Origin of the sequence: Janthinobacterium psychrotolerans (assembly GCF_001677885.1) — a bacterium.
Taxonomy (GTDB): Bacteria; Pseudomonadota; Gammaproteobacteria; order Burkholderiales; family Burkholderiaceae_D; genus Janthinobacterium; species Janthinobacterium psychrotolerans.
Genome location: NZ_LOCQ01000051.1, coordinates 98881 through 115118, shown reverse-complemented (window position 1 = coordinate 115118; position 16238 = coordinate 98881). Strand labels below are relative to the sequence as shown.

Here is a 16238-nt window from a genome sequence, read left to right as displayed (position 1 = left end):
ACAACGATCAGCGCTTTTTCAGCTGCGACAGGTCGCGCACGGCGCCACGGTCGGCCGACGTCGTCAGGGCCGCGTAGGCCTGCAAGGCCTGCGACACATAACGCTCGCGGTTGACCGGCAGCCAGGCCGCATCGCCCTTCGCTTCCATGGCCGCGCGGCGCGCGGCCAGTTCGGCCGGCGTGACGCGCAGGTTGATGGTGCGCTCGGGGATGTCGATATCGATGAAGTCGCCCTCTTCCACCAGGCCGATGGCGCCGCCTTCGGCCGCTTCCGGCGAGGCGTGGCCGATCACCAGGCCCGAGGAGCCGCCCGAGAAGCGGCCATCGGTAAACAGTGCGCAGGCCTTGCCCAGGCCTTTCGATTTGATGTACGAGGTCGGGTACAGCATTTCCTGCATGCCGGGGCCGCCTTTCGGGCCTTCGTAGCGGATGATGACAACGTCGCCTTCATGCACGGTGTCTTCCAGGATGGCTGCGACAGCCGAGTCCTGGCTTTCGAACACGCGCGCCTTGCCACTGAATTTGAGGATGCTTTCGTCGACGCCGGCCGTCTTGACGATGCAGCCCTTCTCGGCGAGGTTACCGTACAACACGGCCAGGCCACCGTCCTGCGAATAGGCATGGGCCTTGTCGCGGATGCAGCCGGTGGCGCGGTCGGTGTCGACGGACGCAAAGCGCTCGGACTGCGAGAACGCCGTCTGGGTCGGCACGCCGCCCGGCGCGGCGCGGAACAGCTCATGCACGGCAGGGTCGTCGGTGCACTTGATGTCGTTTTGCGCGATGGCGTCGGCCATGGTCGGCGCGTGGATGGTCGGCAAGGTGGTGTTCAAGAGGCCGGCGCGCGCCAGTTCGCCCAGAATCCCCACGATGCCGCCGGCGCGGTGCACGTCTTCGATATGGTATTTGTCGGTCATCGGCGCGACCTTGCACAGGCAAGGCACCTTGCGCGAAATGCGGTCGATGTCGGCCATCGTGAATTCGACTTCCGCCTCGTGCGCGGCGGCCAGCAGGTGCAGCACGGTGTTGGTCGAGCCGCCCATCGAGACGTCGAGCGCCATCGCGTTCTCGAACGCGGCCTTGGTGGCGATCGAGCGTGGCAGCACCGAATAATCATCCTGCTCGTAGTGGCGCTTGGCCAGTTCCACGATCAGGCGGCCGGCGCGCAGGAACAACTGCTGGCGGTCCGAGTGGGTGGCCAGGATGGTGCCGTTGCCGGGCAGGGCCAGGCCCAGCGCTTCGGTCAGGCAGTTCATCGAGTTGGCGGTAAACATGCCCGAGCACGAACCGCAGGTCGGGCAGGCCGAGCGTTCGATTTCGGCCACGTCAGCGTCGGAGACGCTGCTGTCGCCGGCCTTGATCATGGCGTCAACCAGGTCGAGCTTGATGATTTTCTGCGTGCCGTTGACCACCTTGACGACCTTGCCCGCTTCCATCGGGCCGCCGGAAATGAAGACCACCGGAATATTGATGCGCATGGCGGCCATCAGCATGCCCGGCGTGATCTTGTCGCAGTTCGAGATGCAGACCATGGCGTCGGCGCAGTGGGCGTTGACCATGTATTCGACCGAGTCGGCGATCAGGTCGCGCGACGGCAGCGAGTACAGCATGCCGCCGTGGCCCATGGCGATGCCGTCATCGACGGCGATGGTGTTGAATTCCTTGGCCACGCCGCCGGCCGCTTCGATCTCGCGCGCCACCATCTGGCCCAGGTCCTTCAGGTGCACGTGGCCGGGCACGAACTGGGTGAACGAATTGACCACGGCGATGATCGGCTTGTCGAAGTCGCCATCCTTCATGCCGGTGGCGCGCCACAGGGCGCGGGCGCCGGCCATGTTGCGGCCGTGGGTGGTGGTGCGTGAGCGGTATTGCGGCATGATGGTCTTTCAAAAGAGTTGCCTGGCTGCCGGGCTTGCGTGGGCAAGACCCTGTGCGCAGTGGGGGTACGCCAGATTGCCTTGCGCACGCCCATGTGTCAAATATATGATGCACATGGCTGTGAGTCGAAATAAATATCACAGCAATTGTTCAACATGGAAATACATATCAATGATGCCGATTGAATTGCGCCAGCTGCGCTATTTCGTTACCGTCGCCGAAGAGCTGCATTTCGGCCGCGCCGCGCTGCGCCTGCACATGACGCAGCCGCCGCTGTCGCAAACCATCATGGCGCTCGAAGAACTGCTGGGCGCGCCGCTGTTCGTGCGCACGCGCCGCGAAGTGCGCCTGACGCCGGCCGGCACGGCCCTGCTGCCCGAAGCGCGGCGCCTGCTGGCCCAGGCACAGGACCTGCCGGCGCTGGTGCGGCGCGCCGCGCAGGGCGAAGCTGGCCGGCTGGCGCTGGCGTTCGTGTCGTCGGCCGACTACAGCGTGCTGCCGCCGCTGCTGCGCGCCTATCAACATGCGTATCCGCAGGTGCGGATCGCGCTGCAGGAAGCGACGTCCGATTTGCAGCTCGAGGAACTGCTGGCGGGCCGGGTCGACGCCGGCCTGCTGATTCCGCCGCTGCCCGACAAGGCCAGACTGGCGCTCGACTACCTGCCGGTGCTGGCCGAACCCCTGGTGCTGGCCGCGCCGGCCGGCCTGGAGGTCCTGAACACGCCGGGGCCGGTACGGCTGCGCGACCTGCCGGCCCTGCCGTTGATCATTTTCCCGCGCGCGATCTCGCCGGCCCTGCATGACGCCATCCTCGGCGTGTTCGGCGCGGCCGGCATCACGCCCGCGATCGGCCAGCAGGCGATCCAGATGCAAACCATCGTCAGCCTGGTCTCGGCTGGCATGGGCATCGCGCTTGTGCCACAATCGGTATCGAATCTGATGCGCCCCGGCGTAGAATACAGGCCGCTGCAAGACCCAACGCCGCTGGTCGAGACGGGGCTTGCCTGGCGCCGCGACAATACCTCGCCCGTGCTGCAGGGTTTCCTGGCCCTGCTGCGCGGCACCCTGCCCAATCTTTAGAAAGTACACCGATGCTGATACACCCGATGCCCAACCCGATAGCCGTTCAGATCGGCCCGCTGGCCGTGCACTGGTATGGCCTGATGTATGTGCTGGCCTTTGCCCTCTTCATTGCGCTGGGCCGCGTGCGCATCAGGCAGCCCCATATCTTTGCATTGGGCTGGAAAAAGGAGGACCTCGACGACATGCTGTTCTATGGCATGCTGGGGGTGGTGATCGGCGGGCGCCTGGGCGAAGTGCTGTTCTACCGCCCCGAATACTTCTTCCACAATCCGCTCGAGATCTTCATGGTCTGGCATGGCGGCATGTCCTTCCACGGGGGATTTTTGGGCGTGATACTGGCGATGTACCTGTGGGGCCGCAAGGCCGGCCGCAACCTGTTCGACGTGCTGGACTTTATCGCGCCGCTGGTGCCGCTGGGCTATGCCGCCGGCCGCCTGGGCAACTTCATCAATGCCGAACTGCCGGGCCGCATCGCGCCCGAGACCCTGCCGTGGGCCATGCAGTGGCCGGGCATTCCCTACCCCGTGCACCCGTCGCCGCTCTACCAGATGCTGGTCGATGGCATCCTGGTGTTCATTATTCTGTGGCTGTTTGCGCGCAAGCCGCATCCACGGGTGGCGGTCGGCGCCATGTTCACCCTGCTGTATGGCTGCGCGCGCTTCTTTACCGAATACTTTCGCACGCCGGACTGGGAAGTCGTGTGGTTCGGCGTGCCGATCACCTCGGGCCAGATGCTGTCGCTGCCGATGATCGTCGGCGCCATCGCCCTGCTGGTATGGTCCTATAAAAGCCGCATCATGGCCACGCCGCCAAGCAAGGCGCGCGCCGCCGGCGCCTGAGCCGCCGTCCTTTTCCTGCTTCACATCTCTGCCCCACCCGGCGCGGCGCGCCGGCGTGGTCGCGTCCGGCGACAAGCGCGGATGCGGCCACCAATACTGAAATTATTTTTTCCCAATAGAAAAAAATCGAAATTTCTTTCTATTTGCGGCATTCAATTCTATAATTTATGCAGCAAGTGGGCGCCCGCCATGCCTTGCCCACAGCCAATACAAGAGAGTACAAGAGATGGCACAACCCGCCGCGATCGACCAGCTAATGCAGCAAATCGTCGATGAATACGACAGCCTGTCGCGCCAGTTGAAACTGATCGCCAAGCATGTCGAACAACACCGCGCCAGCCTGATGCTCGAGCGCATCAGCGACATCGCCGCCGCCTGCGACGTGCAGCCGTCGGCCATCGTGCGTTTCGCCCAGCGCTTCGGTTTTTCCGGCTTCAGCGAAATGCAGGATGTGTTTCGCCAGGCCTATACCGAGCAGGCGCGCGCCGCGCCCAATTACCGCCAGCGCATCCGCAAACTCATTTCCTCGCGCGACAGCAAGGTGCGCACGGGCGACCTGACGCGCGAATTCATCGGCGCGAGCCGCAGCGGCCTCGACGAACTGGCGGCCGGCCTGGACGACGAACAGCTCGAAGCGGCCGTCACCTTGCTGCAGCAGGCCGACAATATCTATGTGGTGGGGGTGCGGCGCGCGTTTCCGGTGGCCTCGTATATCGCCTACGCGCTGCAGCACACCAGCAAGCGTGTGCACCTGGTGACGGGCCTGGGTGGCGGCCACCGCGACCAGATGCGCAGCGTGCGCGAAGGCGACGTGGCCATTGCCATCAGCTTCGCGCCGTATGGCAAGGAAACCCTGGAGTGCGCGCGCATGGCGCACGACAATGGCGCAAAAACGCTGGTCATTACCGACAGCAAGCTCGCGCCCCTGGCGCGCAGCGCCGACGCCCTGCTGACGGTGACCGAAGGCAGCGCCTTTGCCTTCCGTTCGCTGACCGGCACCATCTGCCTGTGCCAGGCCTTGTTCATCGCGCTGGCCTACCGCCTGGAGATCGATATCGAGGAAATCGGCACGCAAGCGCCGGACTAATCCGCCAGCCGCGCCTGGATGGCTTTCCACTGCGCCGGCGTGACCGGCGCGATCGACAGGCGGCTGCCCTTTTTCAGCAGCAGCATGTCTTCCAGCGCCGGCATCTGGCGTAATTCCGACAGCGGCAGCAGCGCCGTCCTTTTCAGGCCGCGCACGTCGACGCTGACCCAGCGCGGCTGTTCCTGAGTGGCCTTGGGGTCGAAATAATGGCTGTTCTTGTCGAACTGGCTGTGGTCCGGATAGGCCGTGCTGGCCACCTCGGCCACGCCCACCACGCCCGGTTGCGCGCAGCTGGAGTGATAAAACAGCACGCCGTCGCCTTCGCGCATGCCGTCGCGCATGAAATTGCGCGCCTGGTAGTTGCGCACGCCAAACCAGGGCATGGTCTGCCCGGGCGCGGCCATCAGATCATCGATGCTCACTTCGGTGGGCTCGGATTTCATCAACCAGTACTGTTTCATAAGCAACCCTGAGTCAAGTGCGGACGTAAAAAAACGGTTGCGCACAAGTGCTGCAACCGTTTTTTCTGCATGAGGCCCCGCCTGTGCCGCTATGCCGGCATCCCGAACCAAACGGTTCAAGGTGGTCACGTTAGTTCAATTTCGGGTTCGTCGAACGAGCGACGCTCACTCCCATCAAACAAAATTCGCAACCGATGCGCATAAATGGTTCAAGGAATATATGGCAATCGCGAACACCGCAGGGTAGCCAGAAGTTTACTCCTTAGTCCGCACATCGCAAAGCAAATTCGTACAGAACATGCGGCCCCGGCACTTAAAAGCTGCTTAAAAAAGGTTTTCCTGGGGCGTCAGCGCGCTGTCGAGGACCATATGCATGGCCGAGATTTTTTGCTTCACTTCCATGATGGTCAGCTCCGACAACGGTCCTTGCGGTGACTTGACGGACAGGAACTCCGCCGCCACGCCCAGCGCCGCCAGCACGGCGATGCGGTCATTGCCCTTGACCTTGCCCGCATCGCGGATGGCCTTCATCTTGCTGTCCAGATAGATGGCCGCTTCGCGCAGCGCACGTTCCTCGCCTTCGCGGCAGACCATGCTGTAGGACTGGCCCATGATATTGACATCGACACGCGCCATTACGCTTCCTTCCCGTTCTCGGCCGCATGGGCCATGGCTTCGGAGGCCGCCTGCTCCAGGCCGGCCTGCACCAGCTCCGGAATTTTTTCCAGCAGCGCCTCGACCCGCTCCTGCGCCTCGCGCATGCGCTGCACATACTGCGCATTCTCGGCGGCAAGGGCGGCATTGTCCTTGCGCAGTTGCGCGTTTTCACGACGCAGCGCATGGGTCATTTCGGCCAGCAGGCCGATTTTGTCGGATAATTCGTTGAATTCGGAAATCATGCCGCCACTATAGGGCGGACGTCACTCAGGCGTCAATCGAATCGCGTTGCTGTCACACATAATTACATCAATGCCGTGTAGTTAACCGGAAATAGGAGCTTTTTATCATCATCGGTGACCTAACGGTCTTCCTTGTAGTCCGGTTCGATGTCCAGCGCGCCATAGCGGTTTTCGCAGGAACGGCGGCGCAGTTCCTGCTTGCCGTTCCTGCCATCGAATACCATCGTCAGGTCGCGGCACGTGGTAAAACTGCCGGGCCTGGTTCCGGTGTCGGACGGCGTCAGGCTCACGCGCAAGGGCACGGTGTTGCCCATGCCCTGGTTGCGCCACTGCCTGGTCTTGCCATCTTCCTCGTCTTTCAGGGTGCGCACGGCCGCGTTGAGCAAATCCTTTTTTTCTTTCGCGTTCAACTTGGCCACCGTCACGTCGGACAGGAACGGCGGATAGGTGACGGGCGGCGCATCCTTGCCCTGGATATCCCAGCGCCCGCTGTTTTGCGAGCAGGTGCGACGGCTCAGGTCCTGCGTCTTGCCGCCGGCCGTGACGACGAATTTCAGGTCGCGGCACACATGCGCCTTCAGGCTCTGCTCGGTCATGCCAGAATTGCTGAAGCTGTAGACGGCCTGCATGGTCGCTGCCTCGTCGTCGCTTTCCCACACATGCGCTTCCTGGTCGTCGTCATCCTTGTTCAAATCGTTGAACAGTTCCCACATCAGCGCCTCCTTGTCCCGCGGCGACAGGTTCACCACCGTCAGTTCGTCGAGAAAGGTTTGCGCAGCGGCACTGGCGGAAAAGGCCAAACCGAAGGCGGCGAAGGACAGGCAAATGGCATGACGGGAAAACAGGCTAGGCATAATAGTGAAGTGTTTGATAAGCGATACCGATCATCTTAGCAAATTTGATCGCAATGCAATGTTTCCTGTGTGTACAGAAACCACGGTGCCAGCTCAACCGTGCTAGAGTCGCCTCCGCCGCTGACGCCCGGGCAAGCGGCTTGCGCCAGCGCAAAACCCTGTCACTATGCCGCCTGCGCGGATCGTGTATCTATATGTTCCCCTTGAATAAGCCACTTGCCGTCCCTATAATTAGCACTCGTTAGTAGAGAGTGCTAACAAACTCTTTCGTAGCAATCCTCATGACAGACCGATGCTTGCCTGCTGTCCGGCAAGAAGTACGCGCGGTGGGCGACACCGCGGCGCACTTCCGCCAGACGCGGGCAGGCACGGGACGAACGGGGTTTGCTTGATTCGTTGCATGCCGTCGTGATACGGCGGTCGGTCGACAGCGGGCCTGGCGCATGCCGGGCTGGCGAGGATCGAGCAACACTTATCCATTGAACTTTAAGGAGTTTTGTATGAATCTGCGCCCATTGAACGATCGCGTCATCGTCAAACGCCTCGACCAGGAAACCAAGACTGCGTCCGGCCTCATCATTCCTGATGCAGCTGCTGAAAAACCGGATCAAGGCGAAGTCCTTGCCGTAGGCAATGGCAAGATTCTCGACGACGGCAAAGTCCGTCCTCTGGATGTCAAAGTGGGCGACCGCGTGCTGTTCGGCAAATACGCCGGCCAGACCGTCAAGGTCGATGGCCAGGAACTGATGGTCATGCGCGAAGAAGACATCATGGCGATCGTCGTTCAGTAATTCGTTTCCACGTTTTAAATAGATCTATTCCGAAATTTCTGGAGAATTGAACATGGCAGCTAAAGAAGTAGTATTCGGCGACGCAGCGCGCGCCAAGATGGTCGAAGGCGTAAACATTCTCGCCAACGCAGTCAAAGTGACCCTGGGCCCGAAAGGCCGCAACGTGGTCCTGGAGCGCTCGTTCGGCGCCCCTACCGTCACCAAGGATGGTGTTTCGGTAGCGAAAGAAGTCGAACTCAAAGACAAGCTCATGAACATGGGCGCGCAAATGGTCAAGGAAGTTGCTTCCCGCACCAGCGACAACGCCGGTGACGGCACCACCACCGCCACCGTGCTGGCACAAGCCATCGTGCGCGAAGGCATGAAGTTCGTTGCCGCCGGCATGAACCCGATGGACCTGAAGCGCGGCATCGACAAGGCTGTCGCCGCGACCGTGGAAGAACTGGCGAAAATCGCCCGTCCTTGCACCACCACCAAGGAAATCGCCCAGGTTGGCGCGATCTCGGCCAACTCGGACTACTCGATCGGCGAGCGCATCGCTGAAGCGATGGAAAAAGTCGGCAAGGAAGGCGTCATCACCGTGGAAGACGGCAAGTCGCTGAACGACGAGCTCGACATCGTGGAAGGCATGCAGTTCGACCGCGGCTACCTGTCGCCGTACTTCGTCAACAATCAAGAGAAACAAGTTGCCATCCTGGACAATCCATTCGTCCTGCTGTGCGACAAGAAAATCTCGAACATCCGTGACCTGCTGCCGGTACTGGAACAAGTGGCCAAAGCTGGCCGCCCACTGCTGATCATCGCCGAAGACATCGAAGGCGAAGCGCTGGCCACCCTGGTGGTCAACAACATCCGCGGCATCCTGAAAACCTGCGCAGTGAAAGCACCTGGCTTCGGCGACCGCCGCAAAGCCATGCTGGAAGACATCGCTGTCCTGACCGGCGGCCAGGTAATCGCCGAAGAAGTCGGCCTGACGCTGGAAAAAGTCACGCTCGAAGAGCTGGGCCAGGCCAAGCGCATCGAAGTGGGCAAGGAAAACACCATCGTCATCGATGGCGCCGGCGAAGCTGCATCGATCGAAGCACGCGTAAAACAAGTGCGTGTACAGATCGAAGAAGCGACCTCGGACTACGACCGTGAAAAACTGCAAGAGCGCGTGGCCAAACTGGCCGGCGGTGTTGCCGTGATCAAGGTTGGCGCAGCCACCGAAGTCGAAATGAAAGAGAAAAAAGCCCGCGTTGAAGATGCACTGCACGCGACCCGCGCTGCCGTCGAAGAAGGCATCGTGCCAGGCGGCGGCGTAGCCCTGCTGCGCGCACGCGCCAACATCACGGTCAAGGGCGACAACCCGGACCAGGACGCAGGCATCAAGATCGTCCTGCGCGCCATGGAAGAGCCACTGCGCATGATCGTGCAAAACGCCGGCGAAGAAGCGTCGGTCGTCGTGGCAGCCGTACTGGCTGGCTCGGGCAACTACGGCTACAACGCTGCCAACGGCACCTATGGCGACATGGTCGAAATGGGTGTGCTGGATCCAGCCAAAGTGACCCGCTCGGCGCTGCAAAACGCCGCTTCGATCGCTTCCCTGATGCTGACAACCGACTGCATGGTCTGCGAAATCGCTGACGACAAAGCAGGCGGCGGCATGGGCGGCGGCATGGGTGGCATGGGCGGCATGGGTGGCATGGACGGCATGATGTAAGCCCTGCGGCCCGGCGCGCAGGCGACGGCGTCGCCGGGCCGCATCGCCGCACGATAGCGGGCAGGCCAAAAGCTGCTCTTTTATCCGCGGCAACCCTAGAGCCATCTTCCAAGGAAGGTGGCTTTTTTTCGCCCATTTTCTGCCGTCAACGGGCGATTGCCCGCGCCCGCATTTTGCTTTAGCATGGCCGCCATCATCCACCTTCCGCACGCCACCATGCCGCCACGCGCCTCGTCTTCCAAAACCGCCATTACCGCCGGCATCCTGGCAGGCCTGCTGGCCGCCGCACTGGGCGCTTATTATGTGTACCAGCCGCCTTCGGCAGGCCACGCCACGCAGGACACCGCCGGCGCTCAGCCGGAGGACAAGGCCGTCAACGCGCTGCTGGCGCTGCCGGAAATCCGCGCCTGGTCGGCGCATATCGAAAAAGCCTCGGGCGGAAAGTCGCACGGCGCCGTGATGGAAACAACGCCGGAGCAGCGCCTGGTCGACGGCCAGGCGTATTTTCAACTGAGTTTTTTCGAGAACGGCCCCGATGCGGCGCATCGCTGGGAAAGCTTTCTCGTCACGCCGGACGGCAAGCGCATCCTGGTCGAAGACATGGTCGAAGGCGATTTGCTGAGCCTGGAGCGCTGGCGCAAGGAAAGCGCGCCCATGAAACGCGTGCCGAACTAGGCTTTCAGGGGCAATGCTGGCGCCGCACCACTGACGCGCGCCGCCCACCACACCGTCAGCAGCGACAAACCCGCCGCCAGCCAGCCATTGATGCCGTAGCCGCTGATATGGCCGGCCGCGTCCGTCTGCAGGGTCAGGCCGCCAAGCCAGGCCCCAAGGCCATTGCCCACGCTTTGCAGCGCCGAATTGGCGCTCAGGAAAGCGCCGCGCTTGTGTGGCGCGGGGATGGTCGTCAGCAGCGCCTGCAGCGGTATGGTGCGGCCGGAAACGAAGACCATAAACAGCGGAAACACCAGCATCAGCGCCAGCAAGGGCAGCTGCGGCAAATGCGTGATCAGCAGCATCGGCACGATGGAAAACAGCGCCATCCAGCGATACACCGTCTGCTTGCCGGCGCGGTCGGCCCAGCGCCCCACCATGCGCGCCGTCACCAGGGTGGCGCAGCCGCCCGCCAGATAGACCCAGGTCACGTCCAGCGGCGCCAGGCCCTGGTTGCCCACCAGCATGGGCGACACAAACGGGATCAGCAGCATGCCTGCCGTCATATTGACCACTGACAAGGCAAACGCCTGCACATGGCGCGGTTCGCGCAACAGCGCCAGCAGATTCGGCAACACCTCGCGCAGCGGCACGGGCGTGGCGGCCAGGTGGGCGGTAAGCGACGGCAGCACGCGCGCAGCGCCCAGCCAGACCAGCAGCGACAAGACGACCAGCAGGAAGAATGGCGAGGCCCAGCCGAAATGCGCGGCCAGCACCACGCCGATCGGCACGCCGCCCACGGCCGCCATGGCAAACGAGGTCATGACGATGCCGGTCGCCGCGCCACGCCGCCCGGCCGGAATCACGTCGCCGATAATGGCCATCACGATGGCGCCCAGCACGCCGCCGGTCAGGCCGGCAAACGCGCGCGACCACAGCAGCACATGGAAATTCGGCGCCAGCGCGCAGGCCAGGTTCGACACCGTAAACAGGCAGAACATGGTCAGCAGCAGGCGCTTGCGGTCGTAACGGTCGATATAGGTGGCCGCCAGCAAGCCCGACAGCCCGGCGCACCAGGCATAGGCCGAGACCGCGCCCGACACGGCGGCCGGGCCGATATGAAAGGCCTGCATCAGCTGCGGCGCCAGCGGCATCATTACCATGAAATCCATGATGACGGTAAATTGCGTCAACGCCAGCAGCCACAGCATCCAGCGTTCGCGCGCGGGATCGAGCACAGCCACCGGATGGACGGCGGCCTTCACGCCAGCGCCTCGACAGCGTGGCGCGCCTGGCGCAGGATGGCGCGGATCGATTCCAGCCGGGCCTGGCCCGGCTCGTCGCGCGATTGCGCGATCACCACGGCCTTGAGTTCATGCATCAGCTTACGCAAATCGTCATCCCTGTCGACGCCATCGCCGACGCGGGCGGCAATGGCGTCGACATAGGCGCGGTTGGCGTCGAGAAAAGCCAGCCCTGCGGGCGTGATGCTGTGCAGCTTCTTGTTGCCATCCAGGCTGACGGCCACATGGCCCTGCCCGACCAGGCCATGCATCAGCGGGTAGATGGCGCCCGGACTCGGCGCGTAGCCGCCGCCGGCGCGCCGGGCAATCGCCTTGATGATGTCGTAGCCGTGGCGCGGCTGGTCGGCGATCAGCTGCAGCACCAGGTAGCGCAAGGTGCCGGCGTCAAACATTTTCGGGCCGCGGCCGGCGGCCGGCGGCTGGGCAGGGGCATGGCGCATCAGGGGAGACATGGCTATCCTTAAGATATATCGCAATAAGATATATCTTATGCAAACACCGGCCACAGCGCAAGGTTTACTTTCACGTCACAAGCCCCGATACTGATCGCCATGCCTGAGCTTTCTGTCCGCCCACTCAACCCCGACGACGCGCCCGCCTATCGCGCGCTGCGCCTGGCCGCCATCGCCGAACTGCCGGCCGCCTTCTGCACCACGCATGCGCTGGAAAGCAGCGTGTCGATGGCGCAGATGCGCCAGCGCCTGCAGCCCACCCGATTCCAAATAATATTTGGCATTTTTGATGATACACAGTTGATCGCCATGGCCGGCCTGCGCCGCGAGACAATTGCCGTGGTGCATGACAAAGCCAGCCTGTGGGGCGTGTATGTGGCGCCGCAGGCGCGCGGCCACGGCCTGGGCCGGCAGCTGGTGCAGGCGGCGGTCGAACACGCTGGCACCATCGCCGAGCTGGCCACCGTGCGGCTGGCCGTGGCGCACGACAACGCTGCGGCCCTGACGCTCTATCTGTCCTGCGGTTTCGTGCTCGACGGTGCCGCGCCGCAAGCCGCGATGCTGCAGATGCAATTGGCCCTGCCGCGCCCTGCCGTGTCCGCCGCGACGGCGCCACAAAACAGTGTCTTTCTGAAAATCAAAACTTAACAAATCCCTGCGAAATAGCGCAGGAGCCGTTTTTTCTGTTGCCAGCAAACGCGGCAGGCTTTAGCATCGCGGCTTACAAAAAAACTACTTGGGAGAGCCAATGTCAACGGCCGAGACACAAACCGCCACCGGCAAGATGCCGCGGCAGATTCCTTACATCATCGCCAACGAAGGCTGCGAGCGCTTCAGCTTTTATGGCATGCGCAACATTCTGACCGTATTCCTGATCAGTACCTTGCTGCTGCAACTTCCGGCCGAGCAGCGCACGGGCGAAGCCAAGCATGTGTTCCATACGTTCGTCATCGGCGTGTATTTCTTCCCGCTGCTGGGCGGCTGGCTGGCCGACCGTTTTTTTGGCAAATACAACACCATCTTGTGGCTCAGCCTGGTCTACTGCGCCGGCCACGCTTCGCTGGCGATTTTTGAAAACAACGTCAAGGGCTTCTACTTCGGCCTGTTCCTGATCGCCTTCGGCTCGGGCGGCATCAAGCCCTTGGTGGCTTCTTTTGTGGGCGACCAGTTCGATCAGACCAACAAGCACAAGGCCAAGGTGGTCTTCGAACTGTTTTACTGGATCATCAACTTCGGCTCGTTCTTTGCTTCCTGGCTGATGCCGATGTTCCTGCGTGACTACGGCCCGGCCGTCGCCTTCGGCATTCCCGGCATCATGATGCTGGCCGCCACCATCGTCTTCTGGATGGGCAGCAAGAAATATGTGCATGTGCCGCCGGCGCCGCCGAATCCGCATTCGTTCACGCGCGTGGCGCGTACCGCGCTGCTGGCGCAGGTCGACGGCGGTTCGCGGCCAGGCCTGTATGTGGCCTGCTTCGGCGTGCTCGGCGCAATTTACGCGTTCTACCGCATGCCCGACCTCGGTTTCGTCATTTCGGCCTGCCTGGCGCTGGTGCTGCTGCTCGCGTTCGGCAGCATCGGCACGGCCATGCAACTCGAACGCGCACGCGGCGCGCATCCCGACGAAGCCGTCGAAGGCGTGCGTGCCGTACTGCGCATCCTCGTCATCTTTGCCCTGGTCACGCCGTTCTTCTCGCTGTTCGACCAGAAAGCCTCGACCTGGATCGTGCAGGCCGAATCGATGACACGCCCGGAAAACTTCCTGCCATCGCAGATGCAGGCCTTGAATCCGCTGCTGGTGATGCTCTTGATCCCGTTCAACAATCTGGTGCTCTACCCTTCGCTGCAGCGCTTCGGCTGGCAGCCGACGGCGCTGCGCCGCATGACGGCCGGCATCGGCTTTTCCTCGCTGTCGTGGGTGGTGATCGGCATGCTCCAACTGTCGCTCGACAGCGGCAATTCGGTATCGATCTTCTGGCAGATCCTGCCGTACGCGCTGCTGACCCTCGGTGAAGTGCTGGTGTCGGCCACCGGCCTGGAGTTTGCCTACAGCCAGGCGCCGGCGTCGATGAAAGGCGCCATCATGAGCTTCTGGAACCTGTCGACCACGGTCGGCAATCTGTGGGTGCTGATCGTCAACAAGAGCGTCATGAACCCGGGCGTGATCAGCAAGATTTCCGAAAGCGGCATCAGCGTGACGGCCTTCCAGATGTTCTTCTTCGCCGCCTTTGCCGCCGTGGCCATGCTGGCCTTCGGCCTGTATGCGAAGAACTACAAGATGGTCGACAACTACCGCAAGGCCTGACAAGGCCGTCGGATGACGCGTGGCGGCGCCACGCTAATCCGACCTACGCGGCGGCAACAAGAAAGGGCGCACATGGTGCGCCTTTTTTTACGTCGTCACCGTCGGCGCGTCGCGCCCGGTGCGCTCGCTGATCTGCGCCAGCTGCCCGGCGATCGCGATCAATCCTCCCAGCGCCTGCTGGGTCGGAATGCCGTGCTGGGCCGGGTCGGCCTCATAGCGCTCCAGGTACAGGCGCAGCGTGGCGCCCTCGGTGCCGGTGCCCGACAGGCGCAGCACGATGCGCGAGCCGTCCGTCATGATGATGCGGATGCCCTGCTTGTACGACACCGAGCCGTCGACCGGATCGGTATAGCTGAAGTCGTCGGCCAGCGCTACCGTGTACTGCCCCAGCTGCCGGCCCGGCAAGCCGGCCAGCTGGCCGCGCACGGCGTCCATCAGTTGCGCGGCGGCGGCGCTGTCGATGCCCTCGTAGTCGTGGCGCGAATAGTAATTGCGGCCATACGTGGCCCAGTGCGCGCGCACGATTTCTTCCACCGACTGCTGCTTGGCGGCCAGCAGGTTGAGCCAGAACAGCACGGCCCACAAGCCGTCTTTTTCGCGTACATGGTTCGAGCCGGTGCCGTAGCTTTCTTCGCCGCATAACGTTGCCATGTCGGCGTCGAGCAGGTTGCCGAAGAATTTCCAGCCGGTCGGCGTTTCAAAGCAGGGAATGCCCAGCGCGGCGGCGACGCGGTCGGCCGCGCCCGAGGTCGGCATGGAGCGGGCGATGCCTGTCAAGCCTTCCCGGTAGCCGGGCGCCACGGTGGCGTTGGCGGCCAGGATGGCCAGGCTGTCCGAAGGCGTGACGTCGAAGCGCCGGCCGACGATCATGTTGCGGTCGCCGTCGCCGTCGGAGGCGGCGCCAAAGTCGGGCGCGTCGTCCTGCGACATGCGTGCGATCAGTTCGTGTGCGTTGACCGGATTCGGGTCCGGGTGGCCGCCGCCGAAGTCTGCCAAAGGCAGGCCGTTGATGACGCTGCCCTTCGGCGCGCCCAGCATGTCTTCCAGGATGGCTGTCGCATACGGGCCGGAGACGGCGTGCATGCCGTCAAAGCAGATGCGCAGGCCGCCCGCGAACAGGGCGCCGATGGCGTCGAAATCGAACAGCTGCTGCATCAGTTCGGCGTAGTGCGCGACCGGGTCGATCACTTCGACCACCATCTGCTCGATGCGCACTTCGCCAAGGGTGTCGAGGTCGATATCGGGCGCGTCGCTGATGCGGTATTGCTTCAGTTCTTTGGTGCGGGCAAAGATGGCGTCGGTGATTTTTTCCGGCGCCGGGCCGCCGTTGGCGATGTTGTACTTGATGCCGAAGTCGCCGTCCGGGCCGCCCGGATTATGGCTGGCCGACAAAATCAAGCCACCGCTGGCGCCGTGCTTGCGGATCACGCAGCTGACGGCCGGCGTCGACAGGATGCCGCCCCGGCCCAGCAGCACGCGCGCGTAGCCGTGCGCGGCCGCCATGCGCAGCACGGTCTGGATCGCGGTGCGGTTGTAATAGCGGCCATCGCCACCGAGCACCAGGGTCTGCCCGTGGCAGTCGCCCACGGTGTCGAACACGCTCTGCACGAAATTTTCCAGGTATTGCGGTTCGCTGAACACGCCCACCTTCTTGCGCAAGCCCGAGGTACCCGGCTGCTGGCCGGCGATCGGCGCCGTATTGATCACTTGAATTGCCATCTTGCCTCCTTATCAAGCCGCCATGCTAGCGCATGCGGCAAGGATGGCAAAGCGTTGCACGCTTGCCACGGTGCGGCAAGCCACCAACAGCATCGCAACCTTGCAGCTTTCGCATCATTAAAATATAATAAGAATCGTTCTCATTAAGATTTAATCATTCCACGCCAGCCAGCGCCTCCACGCCCAGCAAGCCTTCCATACCGATAACAGCCCG

General features: G+C 62.8%; 16 protein-coding genes and 1 other RNA gene. 8 read left to right on the top strand and 9 right to left on the bottom strand.

What is annotated here, in order from left to right; all coding sequences use genetic code 11:
• Window positions 1-7: 7 nt before the first annotated feature.
• Entirely contained in the window at window positions 8-1873 is a 1866-nt protein-coding gene (ilvD, locus tag ASR47_RS09500; protein ID WP_065307526.1) for a dihydroxy-acid dehydratase, read from the bottom strand.
• Window positions 1874-2048: 175 nt separating this feature from the next.
• Here ilvD and ASR47_RS09495 point away from each other — a divergent pair, with 175 nt between their 5' ends.
• From ASR47_RS09495 to ASR47_RS09485, 3 genes are all read left to right on the top strand, one after another.
• Entirely contained in the window at window positions 2049-2954 is a 906-nt protein-coding gene (locus tag ASR47_RS09495) for a LysR family transcriptional regulator (protein ID WP_065307598.1), read from the top strand.
• Window positions 2955-2965: 11 nt separating this feature from the next.
• Window positions 2966-3796, top strand: a complete 831-nt coding sequence (lgt, locus tag ASR47_RS09490; RefSeq protein ID WP_065307525.1) for a prolipoprotein diacylglyceryl transferase — start codon at window positions 2966-2968, stop codon at window positions 3794-3796.
• Between the two features lie 226 nt (window positions 3797-4022).
• Window positions 4023-4883 carry a MurR/RpiR family transcriptional regulator gene (locus tag ASR47_RS09485; protein ID WP_065307524.1) on the top strand — a complete coding sequence of 287 codons (861 nt, stop codon included), beginning with the start codon at window positions 4023-4025 and terminating at the stop codon, window positions 4881-4883.
• Here the strand turns inward: ASR47_RS09485 and ASR47_RS09480 are convergent.
• From ASR47_RS09480 to ASR47_RS09460, 5 genes are all read right to left on the bottom strand, one after another.
• Window positions 4880-5344 (bottom strand): EVE domain-containing protein, encoded by a 465-nt coding sequence (locus ASR47_RS09480; RefSeq protein WP_065307523.1) that lies wholly within the window; start codon window positions 5342-5344, stop codon window positions 4880-4882. The two genes, ASR47_RS09485 and ASR47_RS09480, sit on opposite strands and share 4 nt — an antisense overlap.
• Window positions 5345-5414: 70 nt before the next feature.
• Window positions 5415-5592: non-coding RNA, 6S RNA (gene ssrS / locus ASR47_RS09475), on the bottom strand.
• 76 nt (window positions 5593-5668) lie between these two features.
• Window positions 5669-5980, bottom strand: a complete 312-nt coding sequence (locus ASR47_RS09470) for a cell division protein ZapA (RefSeq protein ID WP_065307522.1) — start codon at window positions 5978-5980, stop codon at window positions 5669-5671.
• Window positions 5980-6243, bottom strand: a complete 264-nt coding sequence (locus ASR47_RS09465; protein WP_065307521.1) for a cell division protein ZapB — start codon at window positions 6241-6243, stop codon at window positions 5980-5982. Before ASR47_RS09465 ends, ASR47_RS09470 begins: the two co-directional genes overlap by 1 nt.
• A gap of 119 nt (window positions 6244-6362) precedes the next feature.
• The gene (locus tag ASR47_RS09460) at window positions 6363-7097 is read right to left on the bottom strand and encodes a hypothetical protein (RefSeq protein ID WP_065307520.1); all 735 of its coding nucleotides are present in this window, start codon (window positions 7095-7097) and stop codon (window positions 6363-6365) included.
• 500 nt (window positions 7098-7597) lie between these two features.
• Here ASR47_RS09460 and groES point away from each other — a divergent pair, with 500 nt between their 5' ends.
• From groES to ASR47_RS09445, 3 genes are all read left to right on the top strand, one after another.
• Entirely contained in the window at window positions 7598-7888 is a 291-nt protein-coding gene (gene groES / locus ASR47_RS09455) for a co-chaperone GroES (RefSeq protein ID WP_065307519.1), read from the top strand.
• A gap of 52 nt (window positions 7889-7940) precedes the next feature.
• Window positions 7941-9590 carry a chaperonin GroEL gene (gene groL / locus ASR47_RS09450; RefSeq protein WP_065307518.1) on the top strand — a complete coding sequence of 550 codons (1650 nt, stop codon included), beginning with the start codon at window positions 7941-7943 and terminating at the stop codon, window positions 9588-9590.
• A gap of 183 nt (window positions 9591-9773) precedes the next feature.
• Entirely contained in the window at window positions 9774-10265 is a 492-nt protein-coding gene (locus ASR47_RS09445; protein ID WP_245714307.1) for a hypothetical protein, read from the top strand.
• Here ASR47_RS09445 and ASR47_RS09440 read toward each other — a convergent pair.
• Together ASR47_RS09440 and ASR47_RS09435 are read right to left on the bottom strand one after the other, a co-directional pair.
• Window positions 10262-11455 carry an MFS transporter gene (locus ASR47_RS09440; protein ID WP_065307596.1) on the bottom strand — a complete coding sequence of 398 codons (1194 nt, stop codon included), beginning with the start codon at window positions 11453-11455 and terminating at the stop codon, window positions 10262-10264. The two genes, ASR47_RS09445 and ASR47_RS09440, sit on opposite strands and share 4 nt — an antisense overlap.
• A gap of 50 nt (window positions 11456-11505) precedes the next feature.
• Window positions 11506-12000: a PadR family transcriptional regulator gene (locus ASR47_RS09435; protein ID WP_065307517.1), complete on the bottom strand. Its 495-nt coding sequence runs from the start codon at window positions 11998-12000 to the stop codon at window positions 11506-11508.
• Between the two features lie 99 nt (window positions 12001-12099).
• On the opposite strand from ASR47_RS09435, the gene ASR47_RS09430 reads away from it, so the two are divergent.
• Together ASR47_RS09430 and ASR47_RS09425 are read left to right on the top strand one after the other, a co-directional pair.
• Window positions 12100-12648 (top strand): GNAT family N-acetyltransferase, encoded by a 549-nt coding sequence (locus tag ASR47_RS09430; RefSeq protein WP_065307516.1) that lies wholly within the window; start codon window positions 12100-12102, stop codon window positions 12646-12648.
• A gap of 100 nt (window positions 12649-12748) precedes the next feature.
• The gene (locus ASR47_RS09425) at window positions 12749-14305 is read left to right on the top strand and encodes a POT-type proton-dependent oligopeptide transporter (protein WP_065307515.1); all 1557 of its coding nucleotides are present in this window, start codon (window positions 12749-12751) and stop codon (window positions 14303-14305) included.
• An 87-nt stretch (window positions 14306-14392) separates the two neighbouring features.
• Here the strand turns inward: ASR47_RS09425 and ASR47_RS09420 are convergent, their stop codons facing one another.
• Window positions 14393-16024 (bottom strand): alpha-D-glucose phosphate-specific phosphoglucomutase, encoded by a 1632-nt coding sequence (locus ASR47_RS09420; protein ID WP_065307514.1) that lies wholly within the window; start codon window positions 16022-16024, stop codon window positions 14393-14395.
• Window positions 16025-16238: the final 214 nt, after the last annotated feature.

Coding starts and splice junctions, on each gene's coding strand:
- ASR47_RS09420 (WP_065307514.1), bottom strand. CDS start 16,024: ATGGCAATTCAAGTGATCAATACGGCGCCGATCGCCGGCCAGCAGCCG.
- ASR47_RS09430 (WP_065307516.1), top strand. CDS start 12,100: ATGCCTGAGCTTTCTGTCCGCCCACTCAACCCCGACGACGCGCCCGCC.
- ASR47_RS09435 (WP_065307517.1), bottom strand. CDS start 12,000: ATGTCTCCCCTGATGCGCCATGCCCCTGCCCAGCCGCCGGCCGCCGGC.
- ASR47_RS09460 (WP_065307520.1), bottom strand. CDS start 7,097: ATGCCTAGCCTGTTTTCCCGTCATGCCATTTGCCTGTCCTTCGCCGCC.
- ASR47_RS09495 (WP_065307598.1), top strand. CDS start 2,049: ATGCCGATTGAATTGCGCCAGCTGCGCTATTTCGTTACCGTCGCCGAA.
- ASR47_RS09485 (WP_065307524.1), top strand. CDS start 4,023: ATGGCACAACCCGCCGCGATCGACCAGCTAATGCAGCAAATCGTCGAT.
- lgt (WP_065307525.1), top strand. CDS start 2,966: ATGCTGATACACCCGATGCCCAACCCGATAGCCGTTCAGATCGGCCCG.
- ASR47_RS09425 (WP_065307515.1), top strand. CDS start 12,749: ATGTCAACGGCCGAGACACAAACCGCCACCGGCAAGATGCCGCGGCAG.
- groES (WP_065307519.1), top strand. CDS start 7,598: ATGAATCTGCGCCCATTGAACGATCGCGTCATCGTCAAACGCCTCGAC.
- ASR47_RS09445 (WP_245714307.1), top strand. CDS start 9,774: ATGGCCGCCATCATCCACCTTCCGCACGCCACCATGCCGCCACGCGCC.
- ASR47_RS09470 (WP_065307522.1), bottom strand. CDS start 5,980: ATGGCGCGTGTCGATGTCAATATCATGGGCCAGTCCTACAGCATGGTC.
- ilvD (WP_065307526.1), bottom strand. CDS start 1,873: ATGCCGCAATACCGCTCACGCACCACCACCCACGGCCGCAACATGGCC.
- groL (WP_065307518.1), top strand. CDS start 7,941: ATGGCAGCTAAAGAAGTAGTATTCGGCGACGCAGCGCGCGCCAAGATG.
- ASR47_RS09480 (WP_065307523.1), bottom strand. CDS start 5,344: ATGAAACAGTACTGGTTGATGAAATCCGAGCCCACCGAAGTGAGCATC.
- ASR47_RS09440 (WP_065307596.1), bottom strand. CDS start 11,455: ATGCTGTGGCTGCTGGCGTTGACGCAATTTACCGTCATCATGGATTTC.
- ASR47_RS09465 (WP_065307521.1), bottom strand. CDS start 6,243: ATGATTTCCGAATTCAACGAATTATCCGACAAAATCGGCCTGCTGGCC.